Source organism: Arenibacter hampyeongensis, from assembly GCF_002909255.1.
GTDB classification, from domain to species: Bacteria; Bacteroidota; Bacteroidia; order Flavobacteriales; family Flavobacteriaceae; genus Arenibacter; species Arenibacter hampyeongensis.
Genome location: NZ_PIOB01000007.1, coordinates 132,960 through 145,073 on the forward strand (window position 1 = coordinate 132,960; position 12,114 = coordinate 145,073).

Below are 12,114 nucleotides of genomic sequence, written 5' to 3' on the forward strand. Positions count from 1 at the left end.
TGAAATTATTTTATGGCGATGGCTGCACTTGTAGGCCCTTTCAATGGCATTATTGAAGTTGATTTAAATCCTGCCTCAATTGCCATTTTGCTAAAATCGGAAGCAGAGAAGTCATAACCTTCAGCCGTCTCTATAAGCATGTTCAAGGACATTAAAAGTCCAAAGGCATTTTTACTCCTGTCGTTGTCTATAATATTTTCTATTACAACAAAAGCGCCTCCTTTAGGTAGGGCGTCGTATGCCTTTTTGATAAGCATCTTTTTATCCTTGGTGCCCCAGTCATGTAAGATGTTGCCCATTGTGATCACATCCGATTTCGGAAAATCATCGGTAAAGAAATCCCCTGAAATAATTTTCACCTTATCCTTTAAACCCATATTTAGTACATTTTCCTTTGCAATTGGCTCAACTTGGGGCAGATCCATGGATGAACATTGCATATGTTTACTGTTCATGGAAACGTGAGCCGCCAAAAATCCTCCCGCCCCACCAATATCGCACAGGGTTTTGTATTTCGAAAAATCAAATACTTTGGCAAATTCCATAAAATTCCCCATTTGTACGCCGGCCATAGCTCCAACAAATTCCCGAAGTTTTTTTGGATCTGCATAAACCGCTTCAAAAATAGGTTCCCCACCATTTTTGGTTTCGTTTTGAGGCAGCCCCGTTTTTAGTCCATCCTCCAAATCGTTCCAAAAAGGGTACAAACGGTTGTTGCACATTTCCAAAATCCCACCTATATAGCTAGGTTTGTTCTTGTCCAGAAAGAAATCCGAATCTTCCGCATTGCTGTAAACAGCACTTTCCTTTATTCCTTTTCTTTTTAAAAAGCCCATGGCTACCAAAGCATCCAAAAAATCATATAGGCTTCGTGAGTGGAGACTAAGTCTGGTTTGAATTTCATTGCCTGATAATTCCCGTTTGGCCAGAATGGTAAAAAGTTCCATGTTTACTGCCGTTAGTAAGGTTTTGGTTCCGAAAAATCCGGTACCGACCTGCATAATTTTTGAAGGGTCCAATGTTATTTTTTCTGCTGTTTCCATGTTACAAAGTATTTAGATTAATATGTCAGTTGTATTTTTTAAAAGTTGGTAATCATTACTAAATATGTCATGTATTTCTGCTGAAATTTTCATTTCATTAATTTTAACACCACAATTTTTAAATATCATTTCTAAATCCTGTGCCTTTTTGTCTTTCCAAAATGCGGCTTTTGTATAGCCAATGGCACATACTTGGTTATTTTGTTCAAAAACTTGACTGTGATATACCCATTTGTCATCCCATCCTTCCAGGATAAGGGTGATCTTGAAAGTTGACCACATTTTTAAAGGTCTTTTGTAGATGATTTTTTGAGACCCTAAAACGGCATACATCCCTTTTTTTACGGTATTCTCAAATAGTTTTGACCGAAACATTTTTTCAAAGCGGATGAAGTCCATATAATATGCGTATTTGGCATTGGACATATATCTAAAAGTGTCGCAATCCAAAATACTTACCCTTCGTTTTCTAGCTTGATTCGAGGTTAGATCAACTTCCTTCCAAAATAATTTTGAGCAAATAAAAATATAAAAAAGATGTATCCAATAATAGACCATAGTTGTGCAACTCGTGGATTAGTGAATTGATTTTGATTTGTCATGTCGGGCATTCAAACCAAAGGTGTTTTCCACCGCATTGTACCAATCAGAATCGTTGGCGGCATTCCAGTCAATCCATTCCTCATCGGACATTGTTGTTCGCCACTCCAAAAATGGCTGTGCATCTGGACCTATGGGATGGCGCAATTGCCAGGATCCTCTTTCCGCGATTTCCAGAATTTTATCGGCGACCAATGACGGATGTGTAGGATTTTCCAACGATGCTGCAAACAAACCTGCAAAACGTTTGGAATGTGGATAAATAGAAGTGTCACCGATACTGATATTTTTGGCCATTTGAGTATTGATAATTCCCGGTTCAACAATGGCAACCCTTATATTAAATGGTTTTACTTCGCCTGCCAAGGCTTCACTCAATGCCTCCAGGGCAAATTTGCTGGCTGCGTAGGCCCCTAATGGGCTATTTGCAATCTTCCCTGCCACCGAAGCAACATTAATAATAGTACCTTTTCTATTTTTTCGCATTTGTGGCAGTACAGATTTGACGCATCTAATCACCCCAAAATAATTGGTTTCCATTATGGCTTTAAAATCTTCCATACCCAGTTCTTCGATGGAACCATGTCGCTCAATTCCTGCATTGTTCACCAGGATATCTATGTTGCTATTCTTATTAAGAATATCCGTAATACATTGTTTAACAGATGCATCGGAATCGACATCCATTTTAGAAATGATAATTTCCAATGATTCGTCCTTTATGAATTGTCTTAAGGCTATATCGTTTTCTGGATTTCGCATGGTCGCGAATACTTTATAACCGGCCCGTCCGAACGCGAGGGCGGTTTCACGGCCAATGCCCTTACTAGTTCCTGTTATTAGTACTGTTTTCATAATATATCGCTCCAAATTTATAAGATTAGCTGCATTGAAATAATAATAGGTTCCAATACGGTATGTTTATTTTTAATGGACTTGTACTTGGGGTCATTGATAATGGCTCCAGGCTTATCCATGTCCGCTTCCTCAAAAACTAAAACCACGGAATTAGGGTCATTTGTGTCTTGAAAAGTCCTAAAAAGGTATTCGGCTTTTTCAAGGCCATTATTTCAAGGATTTTATCGAAGGATCGGCGCTGGCAAAATCGACTACATTTTTCCAAGTGCCATCCTCATGCTTTTTCCAAATGGTTACCACTTTATTGTAGAAGTGCATTTTGTTTCCCAAGGAATCGTTCATACTAACTCTAAGGTTCTCGATCAAATAGCCCAAATCCCCACTTTTGGAAACGAAGGCTTCCTGGGGTTCCCAATCTATCTCAAAACCGGGGAGTTGGGAATCTCGCTCCAGCATCTTGGAAATTTCCGAGGTTCCTCTTAGAACCGGTTCATTGGGAGCTTTAAAAAGTGCATCCTCTGCCCAATAGCCCAAATATTCCTCATTGGACTCTGATTTGGCCCATTGACGGCTTAATTCCATAAGTTTTTCACCTTCCGCATTCTGATCTATTAGGGTCTGTTGGTTACAGCCTGATATAATAAAAAGCAATACTGCTGTGATACTTAATTTTTTCATGATAAAATTTCTTAAATAATTAATTAAGGACTCATCTTGAGTTCTAATTGCAATTGTTACTTTATGGGCGAACCCAAGACAGGATTGCATTATAAGAGCCAGGGCTGGGTATTAAAACAAATGCCCTGATACCGGCCAATCTCTGACCCCTAGAAGGTACTACCTGCTTAGGGTGTGCCAAAAGCAACATTTTTTTTCTTTGATGAATCTTTGGCTATAGTCCATTTAGGATTCATAATATCCTATGGTACCATGGATTATTTTTTTTCTTTAGTTAGTACTTGAATCTGTTTTTTTCCATTATGGTTTAATTGGGAAATGGTCAATTTAGTGGTGTTTAAGGATAAAATTTCAAAATGATAGCTCAATTTAAGTTCAGGGTCAACACCAGGAAGGGTAAAGGTATTGTCCCCTATATAATTAAAATTGACCCCGAAAAGTTCGTTTTTTCTCCAGAGGGAATTGTCCTTATTGAAGAAGACCATTTTTGTAATATTATTATTGTCGGTATAAACTCCAGCCAATTTATCAATGGCAGCGGATTCCGGGCTCAAGTTTTGGGACATATTTACATCAAACAAAACTTTTTTGCCACCATTGGTCAATTGTTCAACACTCAAGATCCTTTTTTTGGCAGATGGGGATGAAGAAGATTCGTCTTTGTCTAAATAGTCATCACCAACAAAATAGAGTTGCGTTACCATGGGCTGATAGCCGGCGGCCGATATCATCAAATGAAAATGTGCTGGCCGAATGGTTCCCTCACCTACGTCATATGGAACCGGTAGAATTGTATTGAAGGAATATTTGCCATTTAAATCCGAATAGGTAGTTCCACGATAACGATAATCTTGGGATGCGTTATCGTAAACTCCCTGTGCATCGCAATGCCATAGTTCTATTTTGGCTTTGTGGTATGGGGTGGTACAGTCGTTGTGATTTATTTTTCCGACTAGTTCAATAGACTCTCCCAATTCACCCATGATAGATAGATTATTGCGCAATGGACTATTGGGTCTATAAAATGGCCCCAATATATCGGTTGTAGTTTCACAATCCCCAACATAACTGTAACCATCAAATCGAATGAAACCTGAGGTACTTATTGCAATTGCACACAAAGCCACATTACTAACAAAAGTTCTTCTTTCCATTTATGTAATTGATTTAAAATTATTGTGCTTTTATTTGTTATGATAAATTACAATTAGAATAGGTTAATGTTTCTTACTTAAGACTAGGCATTGTGTAGCCCAACTGTTCATATACAACAAGATTGTCATAAAATGCGTCTTCCCGAACTGCTGTTCCTTTAGCGTCGAACAGCCAGACACTAAATCCGTGGGTTTCAATTTTTTTATTGGTAGGTGTATTTCCCATAAATTCTCCCTTGTTGGTACCCGTACATGTCCAGTTTAGATAGGCCTTATTGCCATCAATTACCGTTTTGTCCAAGCTTACTTTAAAGTCAGGAAAAGCCCCGTGATAGACATCCATAAAATCTCCATAATCGGATTGTTTTTTTGCAATAGTAGCTCCGTTGGCTGTCCTTATAATATTTTTGGCCAAATTGGCATACATCAATTCCTTATCGTTGGTGTTCCAAGCTTTGGTAACATTGCCTATAGTAGCCTGAATAACCTTTTCATCTGCGGACATGCTATTTTTCATTTCCATTTCTTGGAGGGCAAGAACCACTTCTGTGGGATCCCACATTCCAACTTCACGAACAATTTTACCATCTGCGAAACGATATGTTAAGTGTATGGGAATCTTGACCACTTGACCATTTCCGGCAAGTGTACCTTGCCAGTCCAACCAACAATTTACCCATGTTTCTCCATCATCGGTGAGCACCATTTCCAATTCTTGGTCCTTATCAAGGAAACTTCTATTTGAGTAGGCCAAATCCCTTTCTTTGTGATAGGTAATAACCTCATCAGGTGTTAAAGGGGTATCCTTGCTATTGTAATATGTCTTGGAGGTATCTGCATAGATACTGGTGTCATAGGTTTTATTATTGTAATTACCGATCAATTTCTTGACGGTATTAATTTCAGGAGAACTTTGAGTATACCGTTGTGGAGCCTTTTCTTGACAGGCCGTTATAAAAGCCATAGCCAGCCCAATAATTAGTATTTTTCTCATGATGCTTTTGTTTTATTTGATTGTACCTAACGGAATTATATTTCCCGTTAGGTTTAGTACTATTTTTTGGTTAATTCCGGAATTTCTTGATATATCTCGTCAGAATGGGTTACCACGTACTTGTTCCACGATTTCATAAAGGCCATGCGCTCTTCTTCCTTGGGCCACGCAGTTTTCATCAATTCATTCTGCTTATTGGATGCGGCATCTATATCGTTCCAATTGGCATACTCACTAATAACAACCAAATCCCGTAAGTCGGCACCCGATATATGGTGGAACACTTTTTCACTGATAACCTTATCGTTTTTGAAGGTTATTTTTTCAGAAAATTCCTTTAAATGGGCATTGAGCTCTGCCCTGGATCCATTTTCTGGTATACTAAGCGTCCAGGTGGTTACTGTATAATAATGTCCCTCCTGTGCAGATGCAGAAGTTGGGATAAATAGGGCAATAACGATTAGGGCTCCGATAATTGATTTCATTGTTTTCATAATTCTAGAGTTTTTGTTGTTTATTGAATTCTTTTTTTGGTCTAATTGGATACTTATTTTGACGTAGTTAGAAAATTGGAAGTGAATTTTTCGTTGAAATTAAATTGACCTCATTTTAACTTTTTACAAGTAAGGCTTACAAGCCTATTTGGGAATGATGCCATTACTCCGGCGGAGCTACTACTTTTACAATCCGGTAGACATAACTGATTCTCTGATCAATTTCCAGATTCCCAATCTCGGTAAGACCGTCTGTTGGAAATACCGCATTCTGATCCCAGGTGGGATCTAATGCTTCCTTTAAGCTGGAATAAAGGTCAAAAGAAATTGTATTAGCCTGCATTTTGGGACCGGAGGGGGACAGTATCCTTGCATTTCCCCAGGCCTTCTGTTTCGTTTTACCACTATTCATTGCAGATTGAATAAAAGGACCCCAATGCTTTTCTTCCAGTGCGATTAAATTCCCTGGGTTAGAGGCATTGTGATAAATTATTTTAACAAAATTATAATCGTTCTCCGGAATGGCATTACTGGCCTTTACCCATACCGCGGGCTTAACAAATATGGTGTTGATCACTTTACTCATAGAAAAAGTATCCATTTGATCCATCGGAACATTGGGCCAAACTCCAGATGGATCCCAGATACTCTCCATTGCGTCAATATCCTTATAGGTGTTGATAAATAGGATATTGGGGGAGTTGGGCTCGTCAAAACCACCCACTTTCTGCAACAACCCCCAAAAAATTAGATTCCCTTTGGTTAAGGCATTTTCAGCCACTTTGCTCCAATATTTGGTTTCCCTGGAAATGAATTCCTCCATTTGATCGGGTGCTACCTGTCTATACTGATATATACTTATGCCCTTGTTCCCATCATCTTGGGCATTCAGTTTAAAACTGAAAAGAAAAACAAAGATCAGCAGTACTTTTACTAATTTAACCATGCAATGAATTGTTGTTTTCATTATGTTCGATTTAGTTGTTACTTTTTTTTTGTTTAAAAAACAGGCATGAAGGTTATAGCAATGGTTTGGTATATTTTCTTTTAAAAAGTGCTAATTCAAATTGAAAATTTCAAATTACTTTTTACCCTAAGGGTTCTTTGAAACCTAGTGCATACCTGTTTGTGAATTTAATTTGATGGCGTATATGCAAGGTCAGGATGCATTTCACCAGACTCTGTTTCGTATTTTAGTACATAACCAAAGAGTTCACCGAAAAGTTTTTTTCCTTCTTCGCCCAATAATGCATCATTTTCTTTGGATTTTTTAGCGTAGTCCTCGGCGTCTACTGCCGAAATTACAGCGAGATAGTAATCGCCCATACTTCCAAATCCATTGTGATAAATTCGATAATATTCTTTGGATCCTTTTTTTGTGTATAATGCTTTTAGCTCCTTAAGTTTACCCTTTAGATTCTGAATATTGCTTGGTGTAACGTTTAGAAAATGCCATTTTCTATAGTTTTGACCCTCGGTAGTAGTACTGATGCCTTCGGGCATATATGTAAGTTCTTTATTCAGATAAATAATATAATCGCCATGCTTGTCGTAACATTCGTTATACCTTTTAAATAGTTCTTTGAAGGCTTCTTCTCCCATTTTTTCTGCCAATGGTGCCATTACGTTCTTGTCCAGATCCGCCATATTCTCAATGGGTGAAATATTAAAATACCTACCTGTAGAGGTTGAGGCTACTTGCCAGCTAGCACCTTCAAGCTTATGTTTTTTACATGCTTCCATAAAATCCTTGGATACCTCGTTGTATTTTTGAATCATGGAAGGTTTAACCTGGTCTTCGTGGATATAATAGGCTTGATTTTTCTCCGCTTGGGCCAATGCCAGGCAAGGAGCCAACAGTACCAATAATACAATAACAAATAATTGATTTAAGCTTTTCATAATTTTAAAGTTTTAGTTTATAATGTTGATTTTAATATTCCTTATTTTGGGGAATAGGCCATATCGGGTCTCATCCGTCCTTCAACCAACTCATATTCTATCAAGCTCCCCATAAAATTACTAAAGGTGCTTTGCCATTCCGGCCCCATTAACGTATTGTTCTCGGTAATTTTGTTGGCGTAATCTGCAGCGTCTTTGGCAGCAATGGCTACCATATAGTAGGCGCCTCTGTTTCCAAAGCCACTGTGGTATACCCGATAATGTAGTTTAGACCCCTTGTCCTGAAATAATTTTTTTATGGCCTGGGCATTTTCCTTAACAGCTGCAGCGTTTCCCGGTGTATAATAGTAATAATGAAATTTTCGATAATCCTGCCCTTCAGGGGTTTGAGTAATTCCGCTGGGCATGTAGGACAATTCCTTGTCCATTTGAATTACGTAATCGTGTTCAATATCATAGCACTTGTTCATTTTGTTAAACATGGCCGTCATGTTTTCCGGGCCCATTTTTTCGGATAATGTCTGGAATATCGGACGGTCCACATCCGCTATGGAACTAATTGGACTTATCCACATGTAACGGTTATCTACAGTATTCGACACTATTACACTCAGACCCTTGATATTGTGTTTTTTTAAATTTTCGGTAAGTTCTTTGCAAACTGTTTCATATTGCGTTACCATACTTGGTTTTACTACATCCTCATGCACCCAATAAGCTTGGGATTGGTCATTGCCCTGGGCAAAACCCATCCCTAGCCAAAACAAACAGAGGGTAGCTGTAATTAAATTATTCCCTAGTGTTCTCATGACATTTATTTTTTAATGGTTTATACTTTTTTCTATTGTGGAGGGAGCATTTAACTACTACATTATTCAAGAATTGGTGCCACTAGGGAATATCCCAATTGTTGCAAAAACTCCAATTCATTATAAAAGATATCCTCTTGATATATTTGCCCTTCTTCATTAAAATACAGATGTGAAAATCCGTTTATTTTAACTTTTTTCCCTGTAGCAATAACATCGGCAAATTGTCCTGTGTGGGTTCCATTAAAGACCCAATTTACATAGCCCTGATTTTCGCATATATTACTATTGCTCAACGAAATATTATGGTCGGGGAATCCGGTAGTATATAGGCTTATTCTGGCTTTTAATTCCGATTTATTGGTAACCACGGGAATTCCGTTCATATTTCTTATAAAATTGTCGGTAACCAAGTCATTTATTTCTTCTTCATCCCTAATGTTCAGATAGGCGTCAATAGAGGATTCGAGCTTACTTTTTTTAGTAACCAATTGATTATCATCATTTTCTAAAATAGCGCCATTGCCCAGAGGTTTTGGGTCGTTTTTGCAAGAAATACAACCTATAAACATAAACGTAAAAAGTATTATTGATGATTTCATGACAATTAAATAACTCCATACCCTAAACTAATTAATTGGTTTTTAGATTGATAATCAATTCATTTAGGACGGAGGGCTTGATTTTTTGTCCGAACAGGTGGTTTTAATTACCCTATGATTTATGCAAATAATATTCGTATATTTAAGAACCCCGGCTTTTTAAAGTATATCATAGTTTTAAAAAATGGGTAAACACCACTACATAGCAATTTACTTTACTGTTTTCTTTAGTTCATTGTTATCCGGTCAACTCATAAATTTTGATAGGCAGATTCCTTATCAAAAGGTGTTTGTGGATACCGATAATTTTGGAGCTTCCTATCTGGAACATTTGGAGAAATTTTATGAAGACGCTCCAACGGATACCTTAAAATTTGAGATCCTAAACGATCTTGCCTATTATTGGCATACCCGGAATCTAATAAGGGCCTTAAAATATACCAAGTTGGGATTGGAGCATACCCTTGAAAAGGAAAATAGTTTATGGCATGGCCGATTTCAGATTACCCAAGGGGCTATCCTTTTGCGGATGGAGAAATTGGATAGTGCCCAAGCAGTGTTGGAAAATGCCAAAAGTAAGGTGTTGACCACGGACCTTGCCTTTTTAAATACACAATTGGGGTATGTTTATGAACGCCGGGGGCAATTGGATAGGGCTGCCGATTATGCGATGGAAGCGCTGAGATTGGGGGAGGAGCAAAATGACAAAAAAGCGATTGCACTTGCTTATAGCGACTTGAGTAATATTTTATGGAAACAGGCCAAATATGATAAAGGATTAAAATATGGTATTAAATCCGTAGTCCTCTTTGAAGAACGTGGGATTATTGATCTGGATTATGATTTCACCCTTTATGTTGTTGCCAACAACTATCTTAAATTGAATAGGCATGAGGAGGCACTAAAATATTTTGAGCATTCCTTGGCCATAGGAGAACGCTACGGATTTTATAATAATTTAAGTGATGTTTATATCTCACTTGTGGATTTATATGCCTATTTAAATAATTACAAGAAAGCTGAAAATGCGGGAAATAATGCTGTTAAATATGCCCAATTGTTGGAGAACCAATTTATGCTGATGCGTTCTTTGCTATCTATTGGAAAAATGCAGAATCTACAGGGGAAATATAAAAATGCCATAGAAAGTCTTGAAAAATCACTTGATGTGGCGACTGATGATTTTGGGGATGAATTTTATTTGAGTCAGGCATACGAAGCCTTGGGAAAAGCTTACGCTGGGGACCATAACTATATGGAGGCCTACAAAGCGTTTTCAAAATATGACGGGTTAAAAAAGGAAATCTTCACAGCAGAATCCGATCATCGGATTGCTTTGTTACAAACGGAATTTGAAGTTGCTCAAAAGGAGGATACCATTCTTTTACAGCGAGGAACAATAAAAAAGCAACAGAGCAACCAAATCTTAACTTCGATTATTACCGGATTGCTTTTTTTTCTTTTGGTCTTGGGAGTTGTAGCCATTAAAAATAATCGAAGAAAGAATGTATTACTGCAACATCAAAATAAAGAAAAAGAATTCCTGATAAAGGAGATTCATCACCGGGTAAAGAATAATCTGGAGGTGGTATCCAGTTTGCTATCGCTACAATCTACGCATATAGACGATAAAAAAATAAAGGAAAACATGCACCAAATCCAAAATCGGATTCAGAGTATGAGTATGATACATCAAAATTTATATCAGGGAAAAAATTTGGCGAGCATAGAGATGAGGAATTATTTTAAAATATTAGGAGATTATGTGCTACACTCCTATGGTGCCGGACAAAGAATCAACATGGTTTATGATATGGAGGAAATCGAACTAAATGTTGATATAGCAACGCCAATAGGATTAATAATCAACGAGTTGATTACAAATTCCTTAAAATATGCTTTTCCCAATAACATTAAAGGAACTATTACTATTGGACTCATTCAGAAGTCAGATCATTTAGAACTAAAAGTCAACGACAACGGTATTGGTATCAAGAATGGAAATAGGGCTAAAGGAACGGGGTTTGGCACTCAGTTGATAGCACTTTTAACCAAGCAATTGGATGGTAAAATGGTGCTTCGCCAAAAGAAGGGCACAACAGTTTCATTTGAATTTCAACATCACAAAGCAGCCTGATTATGATCCACAAGACTCGTATTTTAATTGTTGAGGATGATATGATTATCGCTGCGAATATATCTGTACAACTCTCCAATTTAGGTTATGAAGTCACAGGCATTGAAACTAGGGGAGAGGAGGCCATTTTACACGCTAGGGCAAACACCCCTGATATCATATTATTGGATATTAACCTGAAAGGATCCATTAATGGAATTGAAGCAGCAATTGAGATTCATAAATCCAAAAGGATTCCCATAATATATCTTACGGCAAATAGCGATGAAGCTACTTTTGCCAAGGCTAAAGCTACACACCCTTATGCCTTTATTTCAAAACCTTTTAATAATTTGGATTTGCAGCGGACAATTGCCTTGGTCGTAGATCAAATACATGAAAATAATACGAAGAGCAAAGAAATCTCCGAACATTTCGAGCTTATGGCAGACAGAATTTTCGTTAGACATAACGGACGAATGGTAAAACTACTGCTAGACGAAATTCTTTATATAGAGGCCGATAGAAATTACAGTAATATCATAACATCAAGCGGGAACTACTTGATCAGCACAACCCTTAAAATTGTAGAAAAGGAAATTAAAAGCCATATGTTTATTAGGGTGCATAGATCCTATATGGTCAACATTGCCAAATTGGATGTGGTTGCCGATAACCATTTGGAGATTAATAGAAAAGTTATTCCTATAAGTAAATCATTTAAAGAACATCTTCTCAAACACTTGCATACTATTTGATATAATTAGTTTAATGCTTTGGTAATTTTAAACCTGCCTACGGACAAAAATAACTTCCATTCGTCCTAACTACTTGATTATTATGAAATTATTTGGTTAAAATAAC

The 12,114-nt window shown here is 37.4% G+C and carries 14 protein-coding genes; 2 read left to right on the top strand and 12 right to left on the bottom strand.

Translation table 11 applies throughout. The annotated features are described in order from the left end of the window. Nucleotides 1–5: 5 nt before the first annotated feature. The 12 genes from CWD91_RS16715 to CWD91_RS16765 form a co-directional block, all read right to left on the bottom strand. Nucleotides 6–1,043 carry a methyltransferase gene (locus CWD91_RS16715; protein WP_103442110.1) on the bottom strand — a complete coding sequence of 346 codons (1,038 nt, stop codon included), beginning with the start codon at nt 1,041–1,043 and terminating at the stop codon, nt 6–8. 12 nt (nt 1,044–1,055) lie between these two features. Continuing rightward, complete coding sequence (locus CWD91_RS16720) at nt 1,056–1,601, bottom strand: acyl-CoA thioesterase (RefSeq protein ID WP_103442111.1); 546 nt, start codon at nt 1,599–1,601, stop codon at nt 1,056–1,058. Nucleotides 1,602–1,619: 18 nt separating this feature from the next. Continuing rightward, on the bottom strand, nt 1,620–2,498 hold the full coding sequence (locus tag CWD91_RS16725) for an SDR family oxidoreductase (protein WP_103442112.1): 879 nt from the start codon (nt 2,496–2,498) through the stop codon (nt 1,620–1,622). A gap of 17 nt (nt 2,499–2,515) precedes the next feature. Next, on the bottom strand, nt 2,516–2,647 hold the full coding sequence (locus CWD91_RS23090) for a hypothetical protein (protein ID WP_262509689.1): 132 nt from the start codon (nt 2,645–2,647) through the stop codon (nt 2,516–2,518). Between the two features lie 61 nt (nt 2,648–2,708). Next, entirely contained in the window at nt 2,709–3,179 is a 471-nt protein-coding gene (locus CWD91_RS16730) for a YybH family protein (RefSeq protein WP_157943823.1), read from the bottom strand. A gap of 257 nt (nt 3,180–3,436) precedes the next feature. Further along, complete coding sequence (locus CWD91_RS16735; RefSeq protein WP_103442114.1) at nt 3,437–4,333, bottom strand: dioxygenase family protein; 897 nt, start codon at nt 4,331–4,333, stop codon at nt 3,437–3,439. 73 nt (nt 4,334–4,406) lie between these two features. Continuing rightward, nucleotides 4,407–5,327 carry an ester cyclase gene (locus CWD91_RS16740; protein ID WP_103442115.1) on the bottom strand — a complete coding sequence of 307 codons (921 nt, stop codon included), beginning with the start codon at nt 5,325–5,327 and terminating at the stop codon, nt 4,407–4,409. A 59-nt stretch (nt 5,328–5,386) separates the two neighbouring features. Next, nucleotides 5,387–5,821 carry a hypothetical protein gene (locus CWD91_RS16745; protein ID WP_157943824.1) on the bottom strand — a complete coding sequence of 145 codons (435 nt, stop codon included), beginning with the start codon at nt 5,819–5,821 and terminating at the stop codon, nt 5,387–5,389. A gap of 163 nt (nt 5,822–5,984) precedes the next feature. Continuing rightward, nucleotides 5,985–6,788 (bottom strand): hypothetical protein, encoded by an 804-nt coding sequence (locus CWD91_RS16750; protein WP_103442117.1) that lies wholly within the window; start codon nt 6,786–6,788, stop codon nt 5,985–5,987. A gap of 167 nt (nt 6,789–6,955) precedes the next feature. Next, entirely contained in the window at nt 6,956–7,723 is a 768-nt protein-coding gene (locus CWD91_RS16755; protein ID WP_103442118.1) for a hypothetical protein, read from the bottom strand. A gap of 41 nt (nt 7,724–7,764) precedes the next feature. Next, on the bottom strand, nt 7,765–8,532 hold the full coding sequence (locus CWD91_RS16760; protein ID WP_103442119.1) for a hypothetical protein: 768 nt from the start codon (nt 8,530–8,532) through the stop codon (nt 7,765–7,767). A gap of 62 nt (nt 8,533–8,594) precedes the next feature. Further along, nucleotides 8,595–9,134, bottom strand: coding sequence for an ester cyclase (locus tag CWD91_RS16765; RefSeq protein ID WP_103442120.1), 540 nt, complete (start codon nt 9,132–9,134; stop codon nt 8,595–8,597). 184 nt (nt 9,135–9,318) lie between these two features. Between CWD91_RS16765 and CWD91_RS16770 the strand changes: the two genes are divergently transcribed. Together CWD91_RS16770 and CWD91_RS16775 are read left to right on the top strand one after the other, a co-directional pair. Continuing rightward, a complete protein-coding gene (locus CWD91_RS16770; protein ID WP_103442121.1) occupies nt 9,319–11,271 on the top strand; it encodes a histidine kinase dimerization/phosphoacceptor domain -containing protein in 1,953 nt (650 codons plus the stop codon). A gap of 2 nt (nt 11,272–11,273) precedes the next feature. Next, a complete protein-coding gene (locus CWD91_RS16775; RefSeq protein ID WP_103442122.1) occupies nt 11,274–12,008 on the top strand; it encodes a response regulator in 735 nt (244 codons plus the stop codon). Nucleotides 12,009–12,114 lie beyond the last annotated feature (106 nt).

Excerpts from the sequence above, each read along its gene's own strand:
- CWD91_RS16715 (WP_103442110.1), bottom strand. The coding sequence starts at position 1,043 with ATGGAAACAGCAGAAAAAATAACATTGGACCCTTCAAAAATTATGCAG.
- CWD91_RS16775 (WP_103442122.1), top strand. The coding sequence starts at position 11,274 with ATGATCCACAAGACTCGTATTTTAATTGTTGAGGATGATATGATTATC.
- CWD91_RS16720 (WP_103442111.1), bottom strand. The coding sequence starts at position 1,601 with ATGGTCTATTATTGGATACATCTTTTTTATATTTTTATTTGCTCAAAA.
- CWD91_RS16765 (WP_103442120.1), bottom strand. The coding sequence starts at position 9,134 with ATGAAATCATCAATAATACTTTTTACGTTTATGTTTATAGGTTGTATT.
- CWD91_RS16745 (WP_157943824.1), bottom strand. The coding sequence starts at position 5,821 with ATGAAAACAATGAAATCAATTATCGGAGCCCTAATCGTTATTGCCCTA.
- CWD91_RS16755 (WP_103442118.1), bottom strand. The coding sequence starts at position 7,723 with ATGAAAAGCTTAAATCAATTATTTGTTATTGTATTATTGGTACTGTTG.
- CWD91_RS16750 (WP_103442117.1), bottom strand. The coding sequence starts at position 6,788 with ATGAAAACAACAATTCATTGCATGGTTAAATTAGTAAAAGTACTGCTG.
- CWD91_RS16735 (WP_103442114.1), bottom strand. The coding sequence starts at position 4,333 with ATGGAAAGAAGAACTTTTGTTAGTAATGTGGCTTTGTGTGCAATTGCA.
- CWD91_RS16740 (WP_103442115.1), bottom strand. The coding sequence starts at position 5,327 with ATGAGAAAAATACTAATTATTGGGCTGGCTATGGCTTTTATAACGGCC.
- CWD91_RS16730 (WP_157943823.1), bottom strand. The coding sequence starts at position 3,179 with ATGAAAAAATTAAGTATCACAGCAGTATTGCTTTTTATTATATCAGGC.
- CWD91_RS16725 (WP_103442112.1), bottom strand. The coding sequence starts at position 2,498 with ATGAAAACAGTACTAATAACAGGAACTAGTAAGGGCATTGGCCGTGAA.
- CWD91_RS16770 (WP_103442121.1), top strand. The coding sequence starts at position 9,319 with ATGGGTAAACACCACTACATAGCAATTTACTTTACTGTTTTCTTTAGT.
- CWD91_RS16760 (WP_103442119.1), bottom strand. The coding sequence starts at position 8,532 with ATGAGAACACTAGGGAATAATTTAATTACAGCTACCCTCTGTTTGTTT.